The following is a 26,516-nucleotide window of genomic DNA, read 5'->3' as shown; positions in this document are numbered from 1 at the left end:
ACACTCATTAATGCAATAGTCTCAATTATATTGCATTAATGGTAATAAACCGATGAATGAACTCAAAGCCCTCAAAACCTTCTTATTGGCCGCCGAAAAGCGCAATTTTGCGCAGGTTGCACGAGAACTGGATATGACGCCAGCCTCTGTTACGCGGACAATCGCAGCACTTGAAGAAGACTTGGGCGTCCAGCTTTTCGTGCGCACAACACGGCAAGTCTCACTGACCACGGATGGCGCTGTGTTCGCGGCACGTATTGAGCCAGCGGTTACTGCACTTGATACTGCGCGACTTGAACTCATGAATGTGCACAAAGCCGATCAGGGACGCTTGCGGATCAATGCGCCCATGTCACTTGGCCAGCAGGTTCTGCCACAGATACTTTCTGCATTTAGCGAGCTCTATCCCAAGATTGAAATTGAATTATCGCTGACTGACCAGATGCTGGATATTGTCGAACAGGATTTTGATCTTGCGATACGCATATCTGGTGTGCCGTCTGATAAGTTTACAATCTGGCGTAAGATCAGCGCGATTGAGCGTATTCTGGTTGCAGCGCCCGGTACGGCTTTCGTCGATATCAAGCATCCGAGCGAACTGACCGTTAATGGCTGCTTGGGCTATAGCTCTGAAAGTCGCCGGGAGAACTGGGCTTTGTCTGATGGAAGTTCGACGGTTAATGTTTCGGCCGGGCGCATGATCAGCGCTAATAATGGCGAAGTACTTGCCAATATGGCAGCCGGCGGAGCAGGCGTGGCGATGTTGCCTATCTTCATTGTAGCAGAGCATCTGCGGACAGGTCGTTTGGTCCAGATACTGCCAGAATGGTCGCCGCCGCAGCTTTGGCTTACACTTTACTATCCGCCATTCCAGAAACTACCACCGCGTATTGCATCATTTTCGGACTTTTTTGAACGGGAGATCAAGGCAATCATCACGCGGATGGAATAGTGGGCCACCCCCACAAACAACAAAAGGCGGAGCCTGAAGAGGCTTCGCCTTTTTGTATTCTACCAGCTTGCGCCGATGTTAGTTCTGGAAGCTCGAAGGTGATGCATCACCAAAGCGATGAGCGGAGCCATCCTTATAAGTAGTCGTCTGACCGATGGAAGCGGTTGCAGTGTTATCAACCTGCTGTGTTGCAACTGGCGTACGGTCATTTGCATAAAGATCAGCTGGTTCACCAACATGTGGGTTTTCAGCGAAAGCAGCACCGGCGCTAAGGGCAACGGCTACGGCAGCAAGAGCAAACTTCTTCATTTTTCTATTCCTTCTGATCGCCCCTTTGGATGGCATCAGCGCTTCCGGGGACACCGGGGTGACACCAATGCCATCCACCGGGGAGATAACTGGGATGCCGTTCGGATTATTCCGTCAGGCAGGATTGTTTAAGAATTGAGCTTAGTTCTGAAAGCTCGAAGGTGACGCATCACCGAAGCGATTAGCCGAACCATCCTGATAAGAGGTCGTCTGACCGATGGAAGCGGTGGCAGTGCGATCAACCTGCTGTGTTGCAACTGGCGTGCGGTCATTTGCATAAAGATCAGCTGGTTCACCAACACGTGGGTTTTCGGCGAAAGCAGCACCGGCACTAAGGGCAACAGCTACGGCAGCAAGAACAAACTTTTTCATTTTCTATCTCCTTGAATTTGGGAAGCGACGTTGTGTTCGTCGTTTCGATGATCCAGAGATATGCCTTTGAAGGGGCTGCGCCTAGACCGCAAATGGTTCACGCATTGTATTCATAATGGTAGACAATAGGCCATGAAAATGGCTCATTCACCCAATGGTGTGTTATTTATTCAAGTATATGTGAACAGTAAATGGCTTGAAAACGCCAAAAGATAACCCGTCGATCAGTCTGATGATCGGATTTGAAGCGAGCCGATGTGACCGCAACGCATTAGGGAAATTAGGCGCATCTTTTTTAAGTTTTCCGAACTAGACTCAAGTCGGATCACCAATGATTAAAGGAGCGCGCCAATATGAATGCGGGTGCGGAACGCGGCGAGTTCGTAAGTTTGATTGCGCCGATACTGGAGCCGATGGCGTCAGCTCTGGAGTTTTTTGGTGTGGCCGTGATCCTTATAGGTGTCGCCGTTGCAACGCTTGGTTATCTCAAAGATGTCTTCATACTTTCCGGCGAAAATGCCTATACGCGCTATCGCGCCAACCTTGGGCGCGGCATCCTGCTCGGTCTCGAAATTCTGATCGGGGCAGATATCATTGCCACAATCATTTCGCCGCTTACCTGGGAGAGTGTCGGCCTGCTCGGGTTGATCGTTCTGATCAGAACATTTCTCAGCTTTTCGCTTGAAGCAGAAATCGATGGTGAATGGCCATGGAAACGCCGGCGCCGCGAAAGAAACATCGCAAGCAGCGAGTAAGTCTCGTCCATTGAGCATTTGCTATCCGATTGGCATCAATTCACGAGAAAGCCTGTTCATGCTTTCCGCACCACTTTCAGTGATCAAAAATTGCTCTTCGATCATCAGAGCACCCAGACCATTGGCGTAAAACGGAGTTTCCAACGCCAGCACCATATTGGGCTCAATCAGCATTTCATTGCTGCTTGAAATGAAAGGCCATTCTTCAATGCCCAGCGCTGCTCCGACTGAATGACCAAAGTGGCCACGATAATATTCGCTAAACCCACACTTTCGCATGGACCCAAGCATCGCTGCATGGACGTCGCAAAACCGGTTGCCCGGCTTTAAGAGCGCCAGACCGATCCCGAAGGTTTCCTGAAGCGCTTTGTATATTTCGCTGGCCAGAGGATCGGGCGCAACGCAAACATAAGTACGCGCACCATCCGAAGAATAGCCGTTGACCAGCGTACCCACGTCAGCTTTGACGAGATCGCCTTCTTTGAGTTCGGCCTTCATGTCCTGAAGATCGGGACCCGTCGAAATATACGCCCAATGTCCGGAAAGCGCCTGATCATTTTGCGCAGCTGCCTTCGTTGCACCATCAAGCCACGCTGCCGAAAGCGTCTCTATGCTTGCGCCACGTTTCGCAATGTTCAGCATATTTTCCAGCCCGCTTTCTGCATAATGTGCTGCATTTCGCAGATACCCGATTTCGCGGCTATTCTTGATCAGGCGCAGACGCTTGACCAGGATCGATGCATCGCGCCATTTAACGGCTGGCAGCGCGATTTTGAGGCGGGCAAAGTCAGCAGCGGGCATAAATTCGAGATCGACGCCAATGCTTGCCGCGGATAATCCGCGTTCGGCCAGCAGATCACTCAGTAGTCTGAAAGCTGCATCCCGGTCGAAGGTTTCGGCACGTGGTCCGATATTGTCGGTCTGTCGGTAGGCCGCATTGATGTCATCAATTGTTTTCGCGCCAGTTACCGTCACCATATCGATCCAGATGCGATGGGTGCGAAAATCTATCTTATCAGCAAGATAAGCTGCGCCTGCAAAAGCATGGTCACTGATGACTGCGGCGAGCTTTGCATGCTTATCGGCTGGTACGAGTGCAATTGCAGAGCCTGCGCGGCCCCACATCGTGGCAACGCCTGCCGCAACACTTGTCGCATAGCGGAAATTCTCAGGTTGAAACAGCACCAGCGCATCAAGCCCTTCAGCTTCGAGAAGTGATTGGGTTCTGCCGCGATCTATCTGGCTCATAAAGTCTCTCTTGATACCACTTGCTCACGATTGCTTTCATGGGGAAGTGCCGGGGGGATTCCATACCGCATATATAGGACGGAGAAGCCTTTTAATTCAATTTTGAATGTGCTGAGATATCAGCTCAAAAGTGAGGATAAATCATCTACCAATTTTAGATATTATAGAATATTCTTCTAATAAATCCCTGTGTGGTATAGCTCCCGCGCATATCGATGCTCAGGCGCTCGCTGTATAACGGTATCAAATGAGGTCTTTATAGCGACCTTGCAGCAGGAGACTAAAATGAGCGGTTTGACTATTCGCAATCGCAAAACGACATTGAGCAACTGGGGTCTGACGACGGCTCTGACCGTAGCACTTGCATTCGGTTCGTTCACTCAGGCTTATGCTCAGGAACATGACGCAGACGCGACGATCAATATCGGATCTCTCTACGAGCCGCAGAACCTCGACAACACTGCGGGCGCTGGGCAGGGCGTCAACGAAGCCTTCAACGGCAATGTTTATGAAGCGCTTTTCCGTCTGGATGATGACGGCAAGGTCGAACCCGTGCTGTCGAAGGATTATACCGTCAGTGACGATGGTCTAACCTATACGTTCAAGCTTCAGCCAGGCGTCAAATTCCACTCCGGCGCGCCGCTGACGTCAAAGGATGTCAAGTTCTCGATTGAACGTGTTGCTGCGCCGGATTCTAAAAGCTCGCGCAAGAGCAGCCTCAAGACCATTGCCGGTATCGAGACGCCCGACGATGAAACCGTCGTGGTCAAGCTATCCTCACGTTCCATCTCGCTGCCTTACAACCTCAGCTATGTCTGGGTTGTGAATGACGAAGCGACAGATTTTCAATCGAAAGAAGACGGCACTGGTCCTTACGCGCTGGAAGATTGGCGTCGCGGATCATCTCTCGCCATTAAGCGCTTTGACGGTTATTGGGGCGCAAAGCCGAAAAATGAAGAAGTTGTCTTCCAGTATTTCACTGATGCAAGCGCTCTTAACAATGCGCTTCTGACAGGTTCGGTTGACATCATTACTTCTGTTCAGAGCCCGGATTCACTCGCACAGTTCAAGGACAATCCTGACTTTACCGTCAGCGAAGGCAAGTCCACGACCAAGCTGCTTCTCGCCTATAATGATCGCATTGCACCTTTCGACAACGTGAAAGTTCGCAAGGCGCTGGCGCGCGCTATCGACGATCAGAAGCTTCTGAAGGCTGTCTGGGGCGACTATGGCACATTGATTGGCTCCTTCGTTCCGCCGACAGATCCGTGGTACGTCGATCTGACCAGTGTCGATGCCTATAATCCCGAAAGTGCAAAGGAGCTTCTGAAGGAAGCCGGTTATCCGGATGGTTTTACCTTCACCATTGATACGCCGAATTACGATCCGCATCCGATTGCCGCACAGTTCATCCAGAGCGAGCTGGCAAAGGTAGGTGTGAAGGTAAACATCAACATCATTACCGCCAATGAGTGGTACACGAAGGTCTACAAAGCACATGATTTTCAGGCAACTTTGCAGGAACATGTGAACCATCGTGATATCGTGTTCTATGGCAATCCGGATTTCTACTGGGGCTATAACAACCCGAAGGTTGTTGACCTCATCAAGGAAGCGGAAGCCAGCTCCACGACCGACGAACAGACTGCCAGGCTGACCGAAGCCAACAAAATTATTGCTGAAGATGCCGCCAGCAACTGGTTCTATCTCTATCCGCAGATCGTGGTTTCGAAGAAGTCGGTCACGGGTTATCCGGTCAATGGTCTGAACTCGCAGTTCTTCGCCTATGATATTACCAAAGCATCAGAATAATCTGCTGTCCATAATCGAGAACTGATACTCGACAGAGAGCGCCGCCTGAATTATTTTCCGGCGGCGTTATCGCATATAGAAGAGGGTACAAGCGCTGCCCCTCATGTCCCAGAGGTAAACGCCATTTTCGCTTATATCCTTCGCCGCTCAGCAATTCTGATCTTGTCGGTGTTCATCGCAGCCATTGTTTTGTTTTTGTTGCTCCGGCTTTTGCCGGGCGATCCGGCAAATGCGCTCGTTTCGGTTGGCGCGGATGCTGCGCAGATTGAAGCTGCACGCAAACAGGTTGGTTCTGATCTGCCGCTTTATCAGCAGTTCACACAGTTTATCAGCGCACTCCTGCGCTTTGATCTGGGCAATTCCTTTGTCAGCGGCGCCCCGGTTTTGACCGAAATTGGCAAGCGCCTGATCGTAACGCTTCCGCTGACACTGATGGCTTTTGTTCTCGCGATCATTGTTGCCGTTCCGCTCGGTATCCTGTCAGTCGTCCGCCAGAAAAGCTGGTACGGTTCCGTCATTTCCGTGATCTCCCAGCTTGGTATTGCGGTGCCTGTTTTCTGGATCGGCATTCTGCTGGTCTGGGTCTTTGCAGTTAAATTGCGTTTGTTTCCATCCGGTGGTTTTCCATCGCGTGGTTGGCAATCGCTACCTGCTGTATTTCAGTCGTTGGCACTGCCTGTGATAACCATTGCACTCGTAATGTCGGCATCACTCATCCGCTATGTCCGCTCGGCTACGCAGGATGTTCTGGGCAGCGATTATCTGCGCACGGCACGCGCGCTTGGTTCTACGTTCTCGCAGGCGCTTATTCGTCACGGCATTAGCAACGGAGCGGTACCGGTGATCTCTATCCTTGGTATCGAACTGGCTTCTACGCTTCTTGGCGCTGTGGTGGTTGAGCGCGTGTTCTCACTTCCCGGGCTTGGTTCCATGCTGCTTCTGGGTATTGAGCAGCGCGACTATCCCAATGTGCAGGGCGTCCTGTTTGTCTCAACTCTTCTGGTGCTGTTGGTAGGTTTTGCTGCCGATCTCGCACAGCGGCTTATCGATCCGCGATTGCGCGGGCGAGCAGCAGGAGGTGGCGCATGAGCAATCCAACCATCGCTAAACCTGCAAAACAGACGTCGCTGCGCATCCGATTGCCCTGGCCTTTGGTGGTCGGCGGCCTTTTCGTCGGCATGCATATTATTGTCGCGCTGCTCACCCTCTTCTGGACACCCTACGGCGTCGGCGACATGGTTGGCGGGCGGCTTGAAGCGCCTTCATTGCTTCACTGGGCCGGAACGGATCGGCTGGGGCGTGATCTCATGACACAGATCATGGTTGGTTCACGCATCGCGCTGATCGTGGGACTGGGTGCAATTGCTATCAGCGCTGTGATCGGTGTGACGCTCGGGGTTCTGGCGGCATTTGCCACCCAGACGCTGGATGATATTCTTGCTGCTTCACTTGATATCCTCATAGCGTTTCCGACGCTTTTGCTGGCAATGCTGATTGTTGCTTCCAGCGATGGTGCCAGTCTTTCGACAGCCATTATAGCCATCGGTGTCGCGGGATCGGCGATTGTCGCGCGGTTGACGCGGATCCTTACAAAGCGCGTTCTGTCGATGGACTACATCACGGCATCACGCATTTCCGGCACGTCCTGGCTGGGTGTTGTTCGCATCCATGTGCTGCCGAATATCTGGCCGACACTGATCGTCAATTTCGCTCTCCAGTTCGGGCTGGCCGTTATTGCAGAAGCTTCGCTCTCGTATTTGGGCCTTGGTGCTCCACCGCCCAATGCTTCCTGGGGACGGCTTTTGCAAGAAGCACAGGCTTCCGTTTATACGGCTCCTTTCGGTGCAATTGCGCCGGGTCTGGCGCTGGTTTCGCTCGTCATCGGGCTTAATCTTTTTGCAGATGGTTTGCGTGATGTCGCCGATCCAACACGGAGGAGGCAGCGATGAGCAGTTTGTTGCAGGTCGAGAATCTTGCAATTGAAACGGCAGGTCGTGTGCTGGTTTCGGGGGTATCATTCTCTGTCGCGCAGGGCGAAAGGGTAGGGCTCATCGGTGAATCCGGTTCTGGTAAGTCACTCACCGCATTGGCCGTCATGGGATTGCTTTCAGACGGCATGCAGGTGACAGGCTCAATCTTACTTGATGGTCATCAGATTATCGGTGCGCGCGACCGTGATCTTGTACCGTTACGCGGACGAAGCGTAGCCGTCGTTTTTCAGGAGCCGATGACCGCACTTGATCCGTTGATGCGGATCGGAAAACAGGTTGCGGAAGCGGTCCAGCGGCGAGCTGTGCGGGACGGACGCAAGCTTGGAAAATCAGAACTCAAAGGTGAGGTTGTTGCCCTTCTTGAGCGCGTTTCCTTGCCCGAACCGGAACGTATCGCACGCTCTTGGCCACATGAAATTTCAGGTGGCCAACGTCAGCGTGCAGCTATTGCCATGGCGCTTGCTTGCCGTCCAAAACTGCTTATCGCTGATGAGCCGACAACAGCACTTGATGTAACAACGCAGGCCGAAATTCTGAAGCTTCTGGAACGGTTGGTTCGCGATGAGGCGATGGGGCTGTTGTTCATCAGTCACGATTTACCTGTCGTAGCAAGTGTTGCCCAACGCGCACTCGTTTTACGGCACGGCAGTTTGATAGAGCAGGGGCCTGTTACCGAGCTTTTTGCGAGACCAACTGAGGATTACACCAAAGGATTGGTTGCGGCGGCTCGTGCTTTTGATGCTGCATTGGAGGTGGCACGATGAGCCTCATCAATCTTTCAAATGTGTCTTTCGCCTATGGTGGTGGCAAAACCGTACTGCATGATATTGATTTGAAGCTTGAGAGCGGCAGTAATCTTGGCATTGTTGGAGAATCCGGTTCCGGCAAGACAACGATGCTGAAGCTTCTATTAGGATTGCAGCGTGCGACTTTCGGTGATGTGAGTTTTCGCGGCGAGAAGCTGGATATCAAAAACCGCAGCTTTATGCGTGGTTTTCGCCGTTCTGTGCAGGCGGTTTTTCAGGACCCGTACTCGTCGCTTGATCCACGCCAGCGTGTATTCAACATTATAGCCGAGCCGCTCCGCTCGTTGAAAATCGAAACAGACATCACGCAAGCCGTAAACGATGCTCTGGCGGCTGTTGATCTGCCTGCTGACGCCGCAACACGCTATCCGCACGAGTTCTCCGGCGGGCAACGTCAACGTATTGCAATTGCGCGTGCTATCGTCGCCAACCCTGATCTCATCATTGCCGACGAAGTTGTCAGCGCACTCGATCTTACCACGCGCGCTCGCATTATCGAATTGATGCAAACCTTGTCAAAGCGCACGACTTTCGTAGTGGTTTCACACGATATTGCGCTTGTGGCTCTGCTGTGCGAACGCTTGATTGTTCTGGAAAAAGGCAAGATCGTTGAACAGGGCGATACGCAAGATATTCTTGCCAATCCGCAGCATGTTTACACGCAGAAACTGCTGACCAGTTTGCCCAGGATGCCGAGGGAATCGTGACCAAAATAAGGGCTCGGAAGAAGCGTTCTGAGCCCGATCACGGTTTTGTGCATATGCGAAAATATGAAATTAAATAGCAAGTTTTAGCGGTGTGTTGAACAAATCATCTCATTGATTTAATTATTGTATTCAAAATTTGCGTCATGTGTTGCGGCACCCCGCGCTTCGCATTGAGCAGCGCCGGCTATAAACAAACCGGATTTGCGAAATTTGAATTGTGGCAAATGTTTGTATATCGAAACGCTTTGTTTCATAATGCCATAATATATATGGAATCCCCCGAAACAAATTTAACCGTCTTACCCACCTAATCGGCAGGAAATGACAAATGACCGACCTCCCCGGCTATCCGAGCCGGCGCAGCTTTTTGAAGGCTTCCGCAGCAAGCGTGATGCTTTCAGGACTGGCTGTGTCAGCTCAGGCGCAACAGTCGACGCCCCCTGTTGCTCTCGAACAATACGAACGCCAATATTTTAACGATCTTGAATGGACATTTATCCTCGCTGCAACAGCAAGGTTGATCCCATCTGACGGTGATGGCCCCGGCGCTATCGAAACCCGTGTTCCTGTATTCATCGATCTTCAGCTTGCTGGCGACTATGGTCGTGCAGACGACTGGTACATGGTTGGCCCGCATGATGCCTCGGCAGATCCGACGCGCGGCTGGCAGACCCCGCTTAACCCTGCACAGATTTATCGTCAGGCTATTCCAGCATTCAATGGTTGGTGCGAGCAGAAATACGGTGCTGCATTTTCAGCGCTGACTGCTGAGCAGCAGGATGAAGCACTGACATCCCTTCAAAAGGGTGATGTTGGCTTGCAGCCTGAGCTGCGTGATTTCTTCGGCATTCTCCTGCAGAACACGAAGGAAGGTTACTTCGCCGATCCAATGTATGGCGGGAATCACGGCATGCAGGCGTGGAGCTATATCGGCTTCCCGGGTGCGCGTGGCAGCTACAAGGAATGGGTTGAGCGTTACAACGTTCGCTACCCACTGGGCCCGGTTTCGATCACGGGCGAGAGGGCTTAAAATGGCACGTCAGGAAAAGAAAAAAGACGTGGTCATTGTTGGCCTCGGCTGGACTGGTGCCATTCTCGCTATGGAACTGGCGCAGGAAGGGCTCGAAATTGTTGCCCTTGAACGTGGACGCGATCAGAATACCGTGCCGGATTTCAAATATCCGAACATGATTGATGAGCTGAAATATGGCGTGCGTCTCAAGATGATGCAGCGCGCCAGCCAGCAGACTGTCACTATACGCCGCACTGACACCGAAATAGCACTGCCTTATCGCAGTTTCGGTTCGTTTCTTCCGGGCAATGGTGTCGGCGGCGCCGGCACGCACTGGAACGGCTTGAACTGGCGCCCACAGGCGGAAGAACTGCGTCTGCGTTCGCATGTGCTTGAAAACTGGGGTGAGCAAATCATCCCCGAAGATATGTTGCTTGGCGATTATCCTGTCACTTACGACGAGATGGAGCCGTTCTTCGACCGTTTTGAACGCGTTGCAGGTATTTCCGGCAAGGCAGGCAACCTCAACGGTAAGATCGTTGAAGGCGGCAATCCTTTTGAAGGTTGGCGTGCCAACGACTACCCGATGCCGCCGATGCATACGACATGGGATGGCCGGAAATTTGCCGATGCGGCGCAAGCCATGGGTTATCACCCATTCCCTTCACCGGGTGGCATTGCTTCGACGTCTTATGTCAATGAATATGGCATGCAGATGGGACCGTGCAACCATTGCGGTTTCTGCGAACGTTTCGGCTGTTACCAGTATTCGAAGTCTTCACCACAGACGACCATTCTCGATGCTTTGAAGCGTATGCCGAACTTCTCTTACCGTACGGAATCTGAAGTTCTGCGCATTGAAATGGCGCCGGATGGCAAGACTGCAACCGGCGTCACATACTTTGACGACAAGACACAGGAAGAAGTTTTCCAGCCGGCTGATATCGTCATCATGGCATCGTTCCAGCTCAACAACGTGCATCTGGCGCTGCTGTCGGGAATTGGCAAGCCATACGATCCGACAACGGGCGAAGGTGTAACCGGCCGTAACTATGCCTATCAGCTGACCGGCGGTGTGACACTCTTCTTCAAGAATGAAGAGTTCAATCCCTTCATCGGCACCGGCGCAAACGGCATGTGCATCGATGATTTCGGTGTGAACCAGATCGACTTCGGTCGTGAAGGCTTCATTGGCGGTGCTTATTGGCGTTCGGGCCAGACCAATGGTCAGCCAATCCGCAGCATGACACTGCCTTCAGGCACACCCGGCTGGGGCGCTGGCTGGAAGAATGCGATTGCGGAGTGGTACGGTCATTCCATGAACATCGGAACCCACGGTTCTGTCATGGCTTATAAGACCAACCACCTCGACCTTGATCCGACTTACAAGGACCCACACGGACGTCCTCTGATGCGCATGACCTTCAACTGGAATCCGAACGATATCCGGATGACCCAGTTCATGAAGGGCAAGGCAGAAGAACTGGCCAAGACCATGAACCCGGACCTGATACAGTCGTCTTTCAAGAAGGAAGGCTCACAGTTCGACGTTCGTCCTTACCAGACGACACATACGACTGGCGGTCACACCATGTCGGCAAATCCGCGTGAGGGTGTGGTCAACCGCTTCTCGCAGGCATGGGACAAGCACAACGTGTTCATGCTGGGTGCGGGCAACTTCGTGCAGAACACGCAGTATAACCCGACGGGGCTTCTTGGTGGTCTGGCTTACTGGACCGCTCATGCGATCCGCACGCAGTATCTGTCCAATCCACGTCCGCTGGTTTGAGGAGAATAGTCATGAAAACTTTTCTTCGTATCATCGGCGCTCTGGTCGTTCTAGGAGTTATCGCGTTTCTGGCTTTCCTGTTCGTTCCGGTTCAGCTGACTAAGCCAACGAAAGAGCTTGCTGCTGACTGGAAGCCAGCGAAGGGGCAGGGCGAATATGTGATGTACGCCTCCGACTGTATGGCTTGCCATACGGCAGAAGGGGGCAAGTCCTTTGCTGGTGGCCGTCAGATTGCAAGCCCGATGGGCACAATCTGGACGACCAATATTACCCCGGACAAGGAAACAGGTATCGGTAACTGGACTCTCGACCAGTTCCGTGCGGCGCTTTATGACGGCATTCGTGCTGATGGAGCGCATCTTTATCCGGCCATGCCTTACGAGAACTATCGTAAGCTGACCGAAGAAGACGTCCGCGCGCTTTACGACTACTTCATGAATGAAGTGGAACCCGTAAAGAACGAAGTGCAGCAGACCGAACTTGGTTTCCCGTTCAACATGCGTTTCGGTATCCGCGCATGGAACTGGCTTGCTCTGAACCATAAAGCTGGTTTCACACCTGCGGGTCAGAACGAAGTGCAGGAACGTGGCCAGTATCTGGTAGAAGGTCCTGCGCACTGCGCAGCCTGTCACAGCCCGCGTAATATCCTGATGGCTCAGGACGGTACTCAGGCTGGCGACAAGGCCTTCCTTACCGGTGGTGTTGTCGATGGCTGGAATGCACCATCGTTGCGTGGTCCACAGTCGGCAGCTCAGAAATGGTCCATTGAGGAAATGGCTTCCTATCTCGCAACTGGTCGTAACATGCATTCGACTGCAAATGGCGAAATGGGGCTGGTTGTTGAACATTCGCTTCAGTATCTGACTGATGCCGACAATCTGGCGATTGCTGCTTTCCTCAAGGGTATTGATGGCGCAGCGGTGGAAGTTCCGCAGAACTTTGCCGCGAAGGTTCCGACAGCACTGCCTGCAGCGCCTGCTGATGCTGCCGGTGAAGAGACTGCAAAGATGCTGACGGAAGCTTCTCCAAGCATGCCAGTCGGCGCACGGCTTTACATCGACAACTGTGCAGCGTGTCACTTTGTGACGGGCAAGGGCGCTCCGGGCATCTTCCCCGAATTGGCTGGCAATGATCTGGTGACTGGTTCAGAAGTAAAGCCTCTGATTTCGATCATTCTGCATGGTGCGGAAGTGCCTTCGACCGAAAAGCGTCCAATGCGTCTCGTGATGCAGGGTTATGCCGACCGCTTGTCGAATGAGGAAGTTGCAGAGCTTGCAACCTTTGTTCGTTCGGCTTGGGGTAACAAGGCTGGTACAGTTTCCGCAGCCGATGTTTCGGCGGTGCGGGATCAGCCTTCGCATTAATATAAAAACGAAAAGCGGCTGCGTAAAAATGCAGCCGCTTTTCAGTATAAGATAAAAAAATACCCCCGCGGTCAACGCGGGGGTATTTTGTTTGGCTCTCTTACAATCGATCAGAGATGATCGCGCGGGATGGTCTGGTTCCATTCGCGTGTCGTCACCGCTTCACCATTTTCCTTTGCCGTTAGAACTCCTGAAATGTAGAAATTTTCGGCATCTGAAAGCATCTTAGTGGTGCTTTCAATGTCGACCATCCAGCCTTCGCGGCCCATCTGATAAGCTTGCGTTAGCGTATAGGATGCTGAAAGCGGATCATTGTCGTTGATGCGCAATTCACGCTTGAGGCTATGGCTTAACTGCGTGCCGAGGTCGTCAAAGCGCAATACGCCTTCACCGAACAGACCGCCAATGCCTTCTGTCACATAAAGAGTTTCGCCAGTGACATGGTCCTGCTCAGTCCAGCGGCGCACGCTGCCCGGATCAAGCTGGGTCATTGGCGTCGCAGGGCCATGCGCTGGTTTCTGGAACACGACACTGGTGTCGATGGCAGACGCAGGACGCACCGGCAGATCGAGAGCCGATGCCGTTGTGTCGAGTGTCAGCGTCACGCGCTTTGGTGATGGCCAGACCATTGGCCAGTAGCCGGTTGCAACCGAAAGACGGATGCGATGGCCTTGCCTGAAGCTGTAACCACTGTCGTTGAGCTTGATCGCGATTTCATAGGTTTTGCCCGGCACCAGCATTTCCGGTTTGTCGTGGCCGTTGATGTGGTTGAGATTGAAGACCTGATAGCTGACGCGAGTGATGCGGCCATCCGGCAAAATGTCGCTCAAACGCAGCGAAACCTGTGCAACCGGCTGATCGACGGTGAATTTCAGACGTGCAACTGGCGCGCCCAGAATTTCCAGATCTTCGCTAAGAACTGCGGTGTCGAAGTTGAGCGAACCGCCATCATCGAGACGCTGATCGGTTGGGTGTTCGCCGGGACAACCCGTCGCCATCCATTCGCCACCGGCCTTGCCGTGGCTGTTGGGCGAGGAGATTGTGAGTACGCCCTTGGCTGCATCGGTTTTGCCCAACGTGAAGTCACTACCCAGCGCAAATGGCGTTTGGACGATCTCGGTCGATGGCCAGTTTTTTTCACCGACCCAGCGACCATTGGTAAAGTCGCGCGAGCCGGTTGGCTCGATAGTGTCGCAGATATAGGCGCGAAGCTTCGGCTCGTCCATGATGCCGGTGTCTTTGCCCTTCAGCCACTGGTCCCACCAGCGAACAGCTTCCTGCAGAAAGCCGATTGCCGGACCGGGAAGACCATCCTGCGGATAGACATGGCCCCAAGGGCCGATAATGCCGCGCGCTGGAACCTGAAGGTTTTCGAGCAGGCGTGGGACAGCATTGGTATAGCTATCGGCCCAAGCGCCAATGGTGAGAACCGGGCACTGGATTGCAGACCAGTCTTCGCAGACCGAACCATGCTTCCAGTATTCGTCGTAGTGTTGGTGTTCGAGCCAGAGAGCAGGGAAGAACGGCAGACGCTCCAGACGTTCAATCCATGCATCGCGCCAGCCTTCACCCACGATCGCCGGATCGAGCGGTCGCGACTGGTAGGCGAGCATGATGGTGCCCCACCACAGATTATCATTGAGCAGCAGGCCGCCCATGTAGTGAATGTCGTCGCGGAAACGGTCATCGGTCGAATAGGCAGTGATGACCGCTTTCAATGCAGGCGGACGGCAGGCTGCGACCTGAAGGCCGTTGAACCCGCCCCAGCTCTTGCCCATCATGCCGACATTGCCGCTGCACCAGGGCTGTTCTGCAATCCAGGCTATGACTTCGAGTGCGTCGTCCTGCTCCTGGCTGATATATTCATCGGCCATATGACCGTCGGATTCACCCGTACCGCGCATGTCGACGCGGATTGCGGCATAGCCGTTCTCAGCGAAATAGCCATGCATTGGCTCGTCGCGGCCACGCGTACCATCGCGCTTGCGGTATGGGATATATTCGAGCACGGCCGGAACAGGATTTGCCTCCGCACCTTCAGGCAGCCACAGGCGCGCGCCAAGACGGGTGCCATCCTTGAGTGTGATCCACAGATGCTCGGTGATATTGACGGTCATGATCGGTTCCAATTTCAATAAAGAGGAGCCGGTGCGGCATTAGCGCCGCATCGGTAGTTTAACTGGCAGCACGTGCTTTGAGTATGTCGTCCAGCCAGTCGCGGCGCAGCTCCGGAACGGATGTGATGAGCTGCTCCGTATAAGGCTCATAAGGTGGTTCGAAGATTGCCGTCGTGGTGCCGGTTTCGACCACTTTGCCCTTCTGCATCACCATGGTGCGATCGGCGAGCCGACGTACGACACCAAGGTCGTGGGTGATGAAGAGATATGACACCTGCAACTCGTCCTGCAACTTGCGCAAGAGCCTGAGAATTTCCTCAGCGACCAGAGGGTCGAGCGCTGAGGTAACTTCATCGCAGATGATAAGATCTGGTTTTGCTGCAAGCGCACGAGCGATGCATACACGTTGCTTTTGTCCGCCCGAAAGCGCACCCGGCAGACGGTCTGCGAAGTCTGCTGGCAGACCAATGAGTTCAAGCAGACGCTTGACCTCGGTCTCGCGCTGATCTTCATTCATACCGAAATAGAATTTCATCGGTCGACCGATGATTTCGCCAACGGTCTGACGTGGATTCAGCGCCACGTCAGGAAGCTGGTATACGAGCTGAATGCGGCGCAGTTCTTCGCGACTACGCTTTTTGTAGTTTGCTTCCAGCCGTTGCCCGGCGAGATTGATGATACCGCTCGAATGGGGTGGCAGGCCGGCAATAATGCGTGCAAGCGTCGATTTGCCCGAGCCGGATTCACCCACAACTGCGAGCGTTTCACCACGACGAATGTAACAGCCGACATCGGTTAGGACGAGTTTCTTACCGTAATAAGCAGTCGCATTCTTTACTTCGAGCAGGATTTCGCCGGTCTTGTGTGCGGTGCCTTCGCCTGAAATACTGGCTTCGCGCTCGGAAACCAGACGCTGCGTATAATCTTGCTTTGGTGCTTCGAGAATTTCTTCCGCAGAACCAAGCTCGACCATCTTGCCATGACGCAAAACCATGATGCGGTCGGCGATCTGGGCTACGACCGCAAGGTCATGTGTGATGTAGAGCGCGGCCGTGTTGTAACGCTGGATGAGACTGCGCAGAAGTGCAAGCACTTCGATCTGGGTTGTCACGTCAAGCGCGGTTGTCGGTTCGTCCAGCACCAGAATATCCGGACGGCACGACATGGCCATGGCAACCATGGCACGCTGCAACTGACCACCGGAAACCTGATGGGGATAGCGATCGCCAAAGGTGTCAGCGTCTGGCAGTTGCAATGTATGCAACAGTTCGAGCATCCATGCTTTGGCTTCCGCTTTGCTCATGAGGCCGTGATAAAGCGGTCCTTCCATGATCTGATCGCCAATACGATGCGCCGGATTAAATGATGCCGCCGCACTTTGTGCGACATAGGCAATACGGGCACCGCGCGTCTTTTCACGGGTCTCGCGCGTGCCGTCCATCAGCGAAATATCGTCAACGACAATGGTGCCTTCAACGATTTTGCAGCCGCCACGACCATAGCCCATTGCGGCCAGACCGATGGTGGATTTGCCAGCACCGGACTCGCCAATGAGGCCAAGCACTTCGCCACGCTTCAGCATCACATCGACATGATCAACCAGCGTTGCGCCATTTGGTGCTTTGACGACGAGGTCGGAGATGGAAAGAACGATATCCTTACTCATCGATCAGCTCCCTGCGTTGTTGTGCGTCCTGCCAGAAGCCAGTCAACGACGAGGTTGACGCCAACAGTGAGAATGGCGATGGCCGCCGCAGGGAACAGCGGTGCGTAAAGCCCATAGAGAATAGCCTGCTGGTTGTCCTTCACCATGCCGCCCCAATCCGCAAATGGCGGCTGAATGCCAAGGCCAAGGAACGACAGACCGGCAACGAACAGGAAGGTGAAGCAGAAACGCAGACCGAATTCCGCGATCAGCGGCGGCAGCGTGTTTGGCAGAATTTCGCGCCAGATCAGCCAACCGAGGCCTTCGCCGCGAAGACGTGCGGTTTCGGCATATTCCAGCACATTCACGCCCTGAGCCACGATACGCGCCAAACGGAATACGCGGGTGGAATCGAGCAATGCGATGGTGATGATCAGAACCGGCAATGAGGAACCGAGTGCCTGCAGGACGACGAGCGCCGAAATGAGCACCGGAATGCACATGACGGTATCGACAATGCGTGACAGGATCGTATCAACCCAGCCGCCGAAAATGGCAGCAAGGAAACCAAGTGGCACGCCCACGCTAAACGACAGGAGCGATGCGGCCAGGGATACGCCGATGGACATCTGCGCACCAAAGAGCAGACGCGAGAGCATGTCCCGGCCATTCTGATCGAGGCCGAACCAGAACTGTGCCGATGGCGGATCAAACGGTGCGCCGACGATTTCTTCCTGACCATAAGGTGCGATGAGCGGGCCAAACAGGAACATCAAAAGACAGATGGTGACGATGGCGAGACCAACCCACGCTGTCAGGGGAATAGATTTTTTCATTGTTGTCATCGTGGGTGCCTCAGGCGCGGATTGAGCGCGATGGCAGCGACATCGGCGATGATATTGAGAATGACATAGGCCGCACCGAAGACGAGTGCCGCAGCCTGCACGAGCGGAAGATCACGCTTGGAAACGGCATCAACCATGAAGCGGCCAAGGCCGTTATAGTTGAAGACAGCTTCGACAAGCACCACACCGGTGATGAGGTAAGCGACGTTGAACGCCACCACATTTACGATTGGAGCCGCCGCATTCGGCAGGGCGTGCCTGGTTATGACGCGTTTGGTGCGAAGGCCTTTGAGGTATGCCGTTTCGACATAGGCCTGATCCATGACCGATAGAACGGCGGTACGTGTCATGCGCATCATCTGTGCAACAGTGACGAGAACCAGCGTCAGAGCGGGAAGGGCGGTCGCCTGCACCCATTCAAGGAATGTCATGCCTTCATAGGTATCGGCCAGGCTTGGCAGCAGGTTGAAGCGGATCGACAGAAACAGGATCAGCAACAGGCCGAGGAAGTACTCTGGCAACGAAACGAAAGCAAGCGCTACGATATTGACGATGCGGTCGAACAGGCCTCCGCGCTTTACCGCAGTGACGAGGCCAAGAATGATCGCAATTGGAACGCTGATGACTGCGGCGAAGGCCGCGAGCGCCATCGTGTTCCAGAAACGTGGCCATAAGAGATCAGCAACCGGCTGCTGGTTAGCAAGCGAAGTACCAAGATCACCGGTCACGAAGCCGGCAAGCCATGAGAAATAGCGCACCAGAAGCGGCTGATCGAGACCAAGGCTTGCTCGCAATGTCGCAAGTGCTTCAGGCGTGGCATTCTGGCCAAGGATGGCTGAGGCAACATCACCGGGAAGGATCTGCGTGCCGGCGAAAATCAGTACTGACACGAGGAGTAGCGTGAGGGCACCTAGCCCTACACGCTTGAGGATAAGAACGAACATTATGCTTCCAGCCAGACTTTTTCGGCGAGGCGTGCACCCATAAGGTTGAACATTGGATGGGTTGTGACACCCTTCAGCTTCTTGGAGGTAGCATCGAGATAATCGCCAAACATCGGGATCAAAGCGCCGCCATCATCGCTGATCATGGCCTGCAGGTCAGCATAAATTTCCTTACGCTTGGCCTGATCCAGCATACCCCGGGCTTCAAGCAGTTTGGCGTCGAAATCAGCATTCTTCCAATGCGTGTCGTTCTGCGAAGCGGTCGACGCATAGGCAACTGACAGTGCCAGATCGGCCGTCGGACGGCCACCGCGATACGACATGCAGAACGGTGCCTTCATCCAGACGTTATCCCAGTAACCGTCAGCAGGTTCGCGCTTGATGTTGAGATCAATGCCAGACTTTGCTGCAGCGGTACGGAAAATTGCAGCGGCATCCACTGCCCCGGTGAAGGCAGCGTCGGAAGCTGCGAGCTGTAGCGGCAGCTTTTCGAGACCGGCCTGCTTGAGGTGGAACCTGGCCTTTTCAGGGTCATAAGCGCGCTGCGGCAGCTCTGCATTGAAGAACGGGTCCGAGCTTGGAATCGGGTTGTCGTTGCCCAGACGTCCATAACCACGCAGAGCGGTTTTCAGTAGCTGCTCGCGGTCGATTGCGTATTTGACTGCCAGACGGACATTGTTGTCAGTGAATGGCGCCTGCGTGCAATCCATCAGGAACGAGAAATGCTGGCCGCTTGCCGACTGAACGATGTTGAGGTTCGGATTGCGCTTCAACAGATCGACGGTCTTAAAGTCGAGCTGGTTGATGGCGTGAACCTGACCCGACATCATGGCATTGGTGCGGGCGGAAACATCATTGATGACGATGACTTCAACTGCATCGACCCAGGCCGTGTTCGGCTTCCAGTAGCTCTCATTGCGCTTGAAACGTGCGCGCACGCCTGGCTGGAAGCGTTCATAGACGAAAGGTCCGGTGCCAACTGGCTTGTTGAAGTCAGTCCAATCCTTTGGCACGACCAGGAAATGGTAGTCGGACAGGATGTATGGCAGATCGGCATTGCCGCTTTTGAGCGTGATCCTGACCTTGTCATCGCCATCTTTGGCCACGTCGGCAAATTCTGCAGCGAGTGCACGCGCAGCCGACGCAGTTTCACCGCGATGCAGGTTGATCGAATAGATGATGTCGTCGGCGTCGAGCGTCTTGCCATTGTGGAAAGTTACGCCCTGACGGATTTTGAATGTCCATTCCTTGGCGTCTGCCGATGGCTCCCAGCTCTCGAACAACTCCGGCACCGCCTTGTTGTTGGCGTCGATTTCAACGAGACCGTTCATGAGCATGTAAGCCTGATTGACCGGAACCCAATCCTTCAGAAGACGCGGATCGAAATTGTCGGTGGTGCTGCCGCCGCCAATGCCGAGCTTCAACACTCCGCCTTTCTTTGGCGTGCCATCTGTCGCTGCGGCGGCGGGCGAGGTGATCAAGCCGCTCATGCCCGTGACAGCGAGAAGGCCAAGACCTGCGGCGCCGGTCATGAACGTGCGACGTGTGAGATTAAAATCGTTTCGGTGCTCAGTCATGCGTTACCCCTGTTGAAGTCTTAGCTTGTATTTTATGCATAGCTAATTCGATTTTGCGGGTTGGACTAGCCCACTCATCGCGTCATTTTCAAGGGTTATAAGCGGTTTTTCTGGTATGACTTTTATGCATACCCCCATGCTAAATGTGCCTCTTGGCTTTTACGCGAACAGGAATAAAGGAGCACCCACAATGATCTGCGGAGGCTTATTCTTCCTCAAAAGAAGTAGCTTCTGCGATTGAATTTTTGCTGATCGTGGAGATCAAAATGGGTTTGCCGGATATCGTTGGCTTGTTGGGCGCGGTCTTTTATCTCTCTGCTTATGCTCTGATTCAGCTACGCATTTACACGGTGGACGATGCCATCATCACAGTGCTTAATATCCTTGGCGGTATTGCGCTGATCTATTCACTTTCGTGGAACTTCAATCTGGGTTCCATCATCACGCAAATTGCGTGGCTTGTCTTTACCGTTGTTGGTTATGTGCGTTTTCGCGTGATGGCCCGCCGTCGCGCCATGATGGCGCCCGCCGAATAAGCCTCATCATCTTTATGTGATCGCGTCTGGTCCGTTGCTGGCTATCAGCCAGTCGGACACTTCGCGTACTATTTTGCGCTGATGACGGTCGGCAGGCCGCATCAGGTAAAAATAGGCATCAGAGCGCATCATGTGGTCGTGGACAGGTACAAGCGTACCAGCCGCAAGCTGCTCTTTGATGAGCCATGTCCAGCCCAATGTAATACCAATTCCCTGTGTAGCTGCTGCAACGCAGAGACCATAGTCGCCTAGCCGCCATTCCAGCGCGCCGGGAGGAGGGGAGATGCGGGCATCATGCCACCATTCCGGCCACCCTTGCCATTCCCGCATGGTGTCTTCTATCGAGAGTAGAACAGGCGCTTCCTGCTCCATGATATTGGCTGTGCCAGGCGCTGAAACGGGAACAACCTCTTCACGTCCCAGTACCGTGAGGTTGACACCGATAGGGCGTTCCTTGCGGTAGAAGAGTGCGAGGTCAAATTCATCCAGGCGTAAATGTGCGACGTCGTCCGTCACGCGAAGCCGGATTTCGATACCGGGAATTTCCTCTTTGAGTATTCCAACGCGGGACAGAAACCATTGATCGGCGATCCCGCGCGAGCAGGCGATTGTGATCTGTCGAGGTCCGGTCCATGCGCGCAAGCCATCGGTGACTGCCGTCAAGTCGCCAAGCAAACGGCTGATGTCGGAGGCGTAGCTTTCACCCATGGTGGTCAGCTGAACGCCGACGGGGAGGCGGTTGAACAGTTTCGAGCCGATAAAGGCTTCGAGTTTGCCAATCTGACGACTGACCGCGCTCTGGGTTAGTCCCAGTTCGAGGCCTGCACGCGAAAAGCTGCCAAGCCGCGCAGCACTGTCGAACACAACGAGCGCGTTGAGCGGCGGCATAGATTGGCGTCCACCTGCCATAACAATTCTCCAGAAGAATGAGGCTGTTGTTAATGCGATCTTGCGGTCGCTGCAAGATGGTTCAACGCCCGCAAATGCACCTATTTTTGATTTCTTCCATTTTGGAAGAAGTTCAATTCGGAGCACCTATCTAATCATTGCACAGGCTTTTGGGCATGGTCACGCTCAACCGCTACTCCTAAAAACGAGGCTTATCGTGATCGACAATCGTACCGCACCCTATGCAATCTTCATTCTGCGTCTTGCGTTGGGCACTCTCTTTTTCGCCCATGCCGGACTGAAAATCTTTGTCTTCACACCTGCGGGCACTGCCGCATTTTTTGGATCACTTGGCTTGCCGGGTTGGTTTGCCTATGTCACCATTTTTTGGGAAGTGCTGGGTGCCGTCGCGCTGATAATCGGCATTTATCCACGTGTTGCAGCCGTTGCTCTTATTCCGATCCTCCTTGGAGCGATCATAACGGTTCACGGCGCTGCTGGCTTCTTCTTCACCAATGCTAACGGCGGCTGGGAGTTTCCAGCATTCTGGATCGTGGGACTTATCGTCGTGGCACTGGCTGGTAATGGCGCCTATAGTGTTAAACCTGCCGCATCCGGCCAATAAGCAACAAACAGACGTTTATTGAATTGTCGCGGGAGAGCATATCTCTCTGTGTTGATGCCCGCATTCAAGGAAAGTACCATGCTGGTAGATGGAAAATGGATGGAGGACTGGCAGCCGGTCCACGCCAAGGATGAACAAGGCGGTTTCGTGCGCCAGATTTCGGGTTTCCGAAACTGGGTCACTCCAGACGGTAGTGCTGGGCCAACAGGCGAGGCGGGTTTCAAGGCCGAAGCTGGTCGCTACCATCTTTATGTTGCATTCATCTGTCCATGGGCATCGCGCACGTTGATCGCACGCAAGCTCAAGGGACTTGAAGACGTTATCACGGTCTCTGTTGTCGAGCCTGCTCTGACCAACCAGGGCTGGCGGTTTGGCGACTATCCCGGTTCAGATCGAGACGTTCTCAACGGCGCGACTTACATGCATGAAATCTATACGAAGGCTGATCCGCATTATACCGGACGCGCAACCGTGCCTGTGTTGTGGGACAAGCATAAGCAGACCATCGTCAATAATGAATCGGCAGATATTCTGCGTATCCTCAATTCGGGTTTCGGCAGTCTCGCACGCACTGATATCGATCTTTATCCAGAACAGTTGCATACTGAGATCAATGCCTTGAACGAGCGTATTTATCCGCGCCTCAATAACGGCGTCTATCGAGCCGGTTTTGCAACAACGCAGATAGCTTATGATGAAGCATTCCGGGATGTATTCGGTATGCTGGACGAGCTGGAATACGGGCTTGCGGGCCAGGGACCGTTCTTGTTCGGTGATAGTTTCACGGAAACGGATATCAGGTTGTTTGTAACACTGGTGCGCTTCGACGCGGCCTATTATGGCCTGTTTAAGTGCAATCTGCGGCGGTTGGTCGATTATCCTGCATTGAGCATGTGGCTTACGCGAGTACTGGAAATTCCAGGTATTCGTGAAACGGTCAACATCGATCATATCAAGCAGGGCTATTACTCGATCAAGGCACTCAACCCAACCGGAATTGTGCCGCTGGGTCCTGATCTGCCCGGATTGGCACCCGTACAAATCTGAATGCAGTCGATTAGCAAACGCATCTACAATAATTTCCAAAATTGGCTATTTTTTTGCTAGAAGACGCAGAAAGTAGCCAAAATGGAAACAGTCAATGGATCGGCTTGATAGTGAGCGGATGTTCGTCGCGGTACTCGATACCGGCAGTTTTTCTGCGGCGGCTCAGCGCCTCGGCACAAGCAGCGGGCAGGCCTCCAAGCTCATATCCAAGCTCGAGACCGCTTTGGGCGTTCAACTAATAAAGCGGACCACCAGAGCGTTATCTCCGACCGAAGTGGGCTATGCATATTATGAGCGTATCAAGGGCTTGTTGCAGGATTTTGATGCATTGGATGCGTCCGTGCGCAATGCTTCTGGCGCACCTACCGGACGAATAAGGCTGACTGCACCCATGTCATTTGGCACGCTACAGCTGACGCCTGTGCTAATTGAGTTTGCCAAAACATTTCCTGATATACAGATTGATGTCAGTTTTTCCGACCGCATCGTTAATCTGGTCGACGAGGGTTTTGATATTGGCGTCAGGATAGGTAAGCCGCTCGACAGTACTCTCATAGCAAGGCGATTGTGCGATGCGCGCGTCGTGCTGGTAGCCGCACCGGCTTATATTCAGGAGCAGGGCGCTCCTGAGCATCCTCGTGATTTGTCGGCGCATAGTTGCATAGTCGATACGAATTTCCGTGAACCATTCGTCTGGCGCTTTTTGACGACATCAGATGGGGAAACCCAGCCTGTCAGCATTACTGGTCGGCTACAGTTTTCTAATGGTGAAGCCTGTCTGCAAGCCGCTTCCGCCGGATTGGGTGTTGCGCACGTGCCGACCTTCATCGCCGGCCCATCTATTCGTGATGGTCGGGTGCAACAGTTGCTTGCTAAGTTTGAAGACAGGCCGCTGGGCATTTATGCGGTTTATCCGCCAGCCCGGCATCTTGCTATCAAAGTCCGCGCACTCGTCGACTATCTCGTAGATAGTTTTCGCGAGGAACCCGAATGGGATCGTGGTTGGACTGCCGAGTAATTTTGGCTGTCTTAGGCTCATGAATTCATTGGCATGTTGCACTTTAATATAGAACCCACCCCAGCCGTAAGTTCTAATCGCATAAGGTATGTTATGGAACTAGCGTGGCTTATAAATGGCTTGTAAAATGCCAGCATTTGCTTGGGGTGAACTATTTCCCGCAGTTTCAATATGATGCTTTGATGGACTGTGAAACTCGGCTTGCGATGGGTGTTTTCCCGGACCTGAATTTACTGGTGACAATCCAGGCGAATCGTATGTTCAAAATTGAATGCAACTGCTGACAACGGCAGTGCAAAAAGTGCTGCAAAATAAGGAGTTTTCATGATTATTCAGCCGCTGACATCATGCATAAATTCGCTTTGTAGTGGCCACTGCGTACCAGATTTTCTCGTTCTAAATTAGCGTTGTCGTCCTAAAAATATCAGATGATTCAGCATGTTAAGAAGTTCTCTTGCAACAGCCAATCTTATCCATAAGATGCACGCCATTTCAAAAATTACCAAGGAGGGGTTCTTCGTGTTTCGCAAAACTTTACTGACAAGCGTGTGTCTTCTGGCGTTGATGGGAGCGGCATCGGCTGAGACTGTTCTCAATCGTGGCAATGATACCGATCCGGCAACCCTTGACCATCATCGCACGTCCACTGTTTCCGAAAGCAATGTTCTTCGTGATCTTTACGATGGCCTGACTATCCAGAACGCAGATGGCGAAGCAGTCCCGGGTGTGGCGAAGTCGTGGGATATTTCCGAAGATGGCACTTCTTACACCTTCCACTTACGCGATAATGCCAAGTGGTCGAATGGAGATCCGGTCACAGCTGGCGATTTCCAGTTCGCTTTCCGTCGTCTGATGGACCCGAAGACCGCTGCGGGCTACGCCAGCATGCTGTTTGTTATCAAGAATGCTGAAGATGTTGCAGGTGGCAAAAAGCCGGTTGAAGAACTAGGCGTCGAAGCGGTTGACGATCACACGCTGAAGGTGACGCTGAGCTCCCCTGCTCCTTACTTCCTTGAGCTTCTGACACACCAGACGGGTTTCCCGCTGCATCAGAAGAGCGTTGAAGAAAATGGCGACAAGTTCACGACACCGGGGAAAATGGTGACGAACGGCGCTTACGAGCTGGTCAGCTTCACGCCGAACGACAAGATCGTCATGAAGAAGAACCCCAATTATTACGAAGCGGATCAGGTCAAGATCGATACGCTCAACTGGATTCCGTTTGAAGACCGTGCAAGTTGCATGCGCCGTTTCGAGGCCAAGGAAGTTCAGATTTGCTCTGACGTTCCGGCCGAACAGATGGATTATGTGAAGAAGAATCTTGCTAACGAATTCCATATGGCGCCTTATCTTGGCGTCTACTATCTGCCGGTTAAGGGCAAGACTGCGGATAGCAAGCTGAAAGATCCACGCGTTAGGCAGGCTCTTTCCATGGCAATCGATCGTGATTTCATTGCCAGTCAGGTTTGGCAGGGAACGATGTTGCCGGGCTATTCGATGGTACCTCCCGGTATCAATCATTACGTCAAGGATGCGCCAAAGCTCGACTATTCCGACGATATGCTTGATCGTGAAGACAAGGCCAAGGAGCTTCTGAAAGAGGCAGGCGTTGAACCGAACACGCTGTCAATCGAGCTCCTCTACAACACATCTGAAAACAACAAGAATACAATGGCTGCGATTGCTGACCAGCTCGGCAATATCGGCGTGAAGGCATCGCTCAACGAAATTGAAGGCGCTACTTACTTCAACTTCCTGCGTGAAGATGGCCCGTTTGATATCGCACGCGCTGGCTGGATCGGTGATTACAACGATCCGCAGAACTTCCTTTACATCAGCCAGAGCGATGTCAGCTTCAACTATTCCAAGGTGAAAAACCCGGAATATGATGCGAAGATGGCTGAGGCTGAGAAAATTCTCGATCTCGATGCTCGTGCCAAAGTTCTGGCTGAAGCGGAGCAACTCAAGCTCGATGATATGAGCAATATTCCGGTCCTTTATTATTCCTCGCGGGCTCTTGTTTCCGACAAGATCGACGGCTGGAACGACAATCTTATGGACAGCCACAAGACCCGTTGGCTTTCGTTCAAGCAATAAATTTTCAGTTCGGGCTGCGTCTTACGGCGCAGCCCCTTTTTCTTTCGGCCTCGGGAGGGT

The 26,516-nt window shown here is 53.2% G+C and carries 24 protein-coding genes; 15 read left to right on the top strand and 9 right to left on the bottom strand.

All coding sequences use genetic code 11. The features are described from left to right. The first annotated feature begins 52 nt into the window (after window positions 1–52). Window positions 53–952 (top strand): LysR family transcriptional regulator, encoded by a 900-nt coding sequence (locus tag CEV32_RS06135; RefSeq protein WP_094575205.1) that lies wholly within the window; start codon window positions 53–55, stop codon window positions 950–952. A gap of 78 nt (window positions 953–1,030) precedes the next feature. Here CEV32_RS06135 and CEV32_RS06130 read toward each other — a convergent pair whose 3' ends face one another. Together CEV32_RS06130 and CEV32_RS06125 are read right to left on the bottom strand one after the other, a co-directional pair. Then, window positions 1,031–1,261, bottom strand: a complete 231-nt coding sequence (locus CEV32_RS06130) for a hypothetical protein (RefSeq protein WP_094575203.1) — start codon at window positions 1,259–1,261, stop codon at window positions 1,031–1,033. A gap of 141 nt (window positions 1,262–1,402) precedes the next feature. Further along, the gene (locus CEV32_RS06125; RefSeq protein WP_094575201.1) at window positions 1,403–1,633 is read right to left on the bottom strand and encodes a hypothetical protein; all 231 of its coding nucleotides are present in this window, start codon (window positions 1,631–1,633) and stop codon (window positions 1,403–1,405) included. A 353-nt stretch (window positions 1,634–1,986) separates the two neighbouring features. Between CEV32_RS06125 and CEV32_RS06120 the strand changes: the two genes are divergently transcribed. Next, window positions 1,987–2,388, top strand: coding sequence for a DUF1622 domain-containing protein (locus CEV32_RS06120; RefSeq protein WP_094575199.1), 402 nt, complete (start codon window positions 1,987–1,989; stop codon window positions 2,386–2,388). A 21-nt stretch (window positions 2,389–2,409) separates the two neighbouring features. Here CEV32_RS06120 and CEV32_RS06115 read toward each other — a convergent pair whose 3' ends face one another. Further along, window positions 2,410–3,636: a M24 family metallopeptidase gene (locus CEV32_RS06115; protein WP_094575197.1), complete on the bottom strand. Its 1,227-nt coding sequence runs from the start codon at window positions 3,634–3,636 to the stop codon at window positions 2,410–2,412. Between the two features lie 285 nt (window positions 3,637–3,921). Here CEV32_RS06115 and CEV32_RS06110 point away from each other — a divergent pair, with 285 nt between their 5' ends. The 8 genes from CEV32_RS06110 to CEV32_RS06075 all read left to right on the top strand — a co-directional run bounded on the left by CEV32_RS06110 (window position 3,922) and on the right by CEV32_RS06075 (window position 13,117). Further along, on the top strand, window positions 3,922–5,448 hold the full coding sequence (locus CEV32_RS06110) for an ABC transporter substrate-binding protein (protein WP_094575195.1): 1,527 nt from the start codon (window positions 3,922–3,924) through the stop codon (window positions 5,446–5,448). Between the two features lie 135 nt (window positions 5,449–5,583). Beyond that, window positions 5,584–6,537 carry an ABC transporter permease gene (locus CEV32_RS06105; protein ID WP_268876673.1) on the top strand — a complete coding sequence of 318 codons (954 nt, stop codon included), beginning with the start codon at window positions 5,584–5,586 and terminating at the stop codon, window positions 6,535–6,537. Then, window positions 6,534–7,397: an ABC transporter permease gene (locus CEV32_RS06100; protein ID WP_094575191.1), complete on the top strand. Its 864-nt coding sequence runs from the start codon at window positions 6,534–6,536 to the stop codon at window positions 7,395–7,397. The genes CEV32_RS06105 and CEV32_RS06100 overlap by 4 nt, the downstream gene beginning before the upstream one ends. Next, window positions 7,394–8,203 carry an ATP-binding cassette domain-containing protein gene (locus tag CEV32_RS06095; protein WP_094575189.1) on the top strand — a complete coding sequence of 270 codons (810 nt, stop codon included), beginning with the start codon at window positions 7,394–7,396 and terminating at the stop codon, window positions 8,201–8,203. Before CEV32_RS06100 ends, CEV32_RS06095 begins: the two co-directional genes overlap by 4 nt. After that, window positions 8,200–8,952 (top strand): ABC transporter ATP-binding protein, encoded by a 753-nt coding sequence (locus CEV32_RS06090; protein ID WP_094575187.1) that lies wholly within the window; start codon window positions 8,200–8,202, stop codon window positions 8,950–8,952. The genes CEV32_RS06095 and CEV32_RS06090 overlap by 4 nt, the downstream gene beginning before the upstream one ends. A gap of 328 nt (window positions 8,953–9,280) precedes the next feature. Further along, window positions 9,281–9,982: a gluconate 2-dehydrogenase subunit 3 family protein gene (locus CEV32_RS06085; RefSeq protein ID WP_094575185.1), complete on the top strand. Its 702-nt coding sequence runs from the start codon at window positions 9,281–9,283 to the stop codon at window positions 9,980–9,982. A gap of 1 nt (window position 9,983) precedes the next feature. Then, a complete protein-coding gene (locus CEV32_RS06080; RefSeq protein ID WP_094575183.1) occupies window positions 9,984–11,753 on the top strand; it encodes a GMC family oxidoreductase in 1,770 nt (589 codons plus the stop codon). An 11-nt stretch (window positions 11,754–11,764) separates the two neighbouring features. Next, a complete protein-coding gene (locus CEV32_RS06075) occupies window positions 11,765–13,117 on the top strand; it encodes a cytochrome c (protein WP_094575181.1) in 1,353 nt (450 codons plus the stop codon). A gap of 110 nt (window positions 13,118–13,227) precedes the next feature. Here the strand turns inward: CEV32_RS06075 and CEV32_RS06070 are convergent, their stop codons facing one another. Genes CEV32_RS06070 through CEV32_RS06050 form a run of 5 tightly spaced genes read right to left on the bottom strand, consistent with a single transcriptional unit; the run spans window position 13,228 to window position 20,245 of the window. After that, window positions 13,228–15,234, bottom strand: a complete 2,007-nt coding sequence (locus CEV32_RS06070; RefSeq protein ID WP_094575179.1) for a CocE/NonD family hydrolase — start codon at window positions 15,232–15,234, stop codon at window positions 13,228–13,230. Between the two features lie 58 nt (window positions 15,235–15,292). Beyond that, on the bottom strand, window positions 15,293–16,900 hold the full coding sequence (locus CEV32_RS06065; RefSeq protein ID WP_094575177.1) for an ABC transporter ATP-binding protein: 1,608 nt from the start codon (window positions 16,898–16,900) through the stop codon (window positions 15,293–15,295). Then, window positions 16,897–17,715 (bottom strand): ABC transporter permease, encoded by an 819-nt coding sequence (locus tag CEV32_RS06060; protein ID WP_208620807.1) that lies wholly within the window; start codon window positions 17,713–17,715, stop codon window positions 16,897–16,899. The genes CEV32_RS06065 and CEV32_RS06060 overlap by 4 nt, the downstream gene beginning before the upstream one ends. A gap of 5 nt (window positions 17,716–17,720) precedes the next feature. Continuing rightward, window positions 17,721–18,668, bottom strand: coding sequence for an ABC transporter permease (locus tag CEV32_RS06055; RefSeq protein ID WP_094575173.1), 948 nt, complete (start codon window positions 18,666–18,668; stop codon window positions 17,721–17,723). Then, window positions 18,668–20,245: an ABC transporter substrate-binding protein gene (locus CEV32_RS06050; protein ID WP_094575171.1), complete on the bottom strand. Its 1,578-nt coding sequence runs from the start codon at window positions 20,243–20,245 to the stop codon at window positions 18,668–18,670. The genes CEV32_RS06055 and CEV32_RS06050 overlap by 1 nt, the downstream gene beginning before the upstream one ends. 266 nt (window positions 20,246–20,511) lie before the next feature. Here CEV32_RS06050 and CEV32_RS06045 point away from each other — a divergent pair, with 266 nt between their 5' ends. Then, entirely contained in the window at window positions 20,512–20,781 is a 270-nt protein-coding gene (locus tag CEV32_RS06045; RefSeq protein WP_094575169.1) for a CBU_0592 family membrane protein, read from the top strand. Between the two features lie 12 nt (window positions 20,782–20,793). On the opposite strand, the gene CEV32_RS06040 is transcribed toward CEV32_RS06045, so the two are convergent. Further along, window positions 20,794–21,690 (bottom strand): LysR substrate-binding domain-containing protein, encoded by an 897-nt coding sequence (locus CEV32_RS06040; protein ID WP_094575167.1) that lies wholly within the window; start codon window positions 21,688–21,690, stop codon window positions 20,794–20,796. A 196-nt stretch (window positions 21,691–21,886) separates the two neighbouring features. On the opposite strand from CEV32_RS06040, the gene CEV32_RS06035 reads away from it, so the two are divergent. The 4 genes from CEV32_RS06035 (at window position 21,887) to CEV32_RS06020 (ending at window position 26,456) form a co-directional block, all read left to right on the top strand. Continuing rightward, window positions 21,887–22,294 (top strand): DoxX family protein, encoded by a 408-nt coding sequence (locus CEV32_RS06035; RefSeq protein ID WP_094575165.1) that lies wholly within the window; start codon window positions 21,887–21,889, stop codon window positions 22,292–22,294. Window positions 22,295–22,372: 78 nt separating this feature from the next. Beyond that, a complete protein-coding gene (locus CEV32_RS06030) occupies window positions 22,373–23,341 on the top strand; it encodes a glutathione S-transferase family protein (protein ID WP_094575420.1) in 969 nt (322 codons plus the stop codon). 94 nt (window positions 23,342–23,435) lie between these two features. Continuing rightward, a complete protein-coding gene (locus tag CEV32_RS06025) occupies window positions 23,436–24,359 on the top strand; it encodes a LysR family transcriptional regulator (RefSeq protein ID WP_094575163.1) in 924 nt (307 codons plus the stop codon). 519 nt (window positions 24,360–24,878) lie between these two features. Continuing rightward, entirely contained in the window at window positions 24,879–26,456 is a 1,578-nt protein-coding gene (locus CEV32_RS06020; RefSeq protein ID WP_094575416.1) for a peptide ABC transporter substrate-binding protein, read from the top strand. The last annotated feature ends 60 nt before the right edge of the window (window positions 26,457–26,516 follow it).

This window comes from Brucella rhizosphaerae (genome assembly GCF_002252475.1).
GTDB lineage: Bacteria > Pseudomonadota > Alphaproteobacteria > Rhizobiales > Rhizobiaceae > Brucella > Brucella rhizosphaerae.
This window is presented reverse-complemented; position numbering and strand designations above follow the sequence as displayed.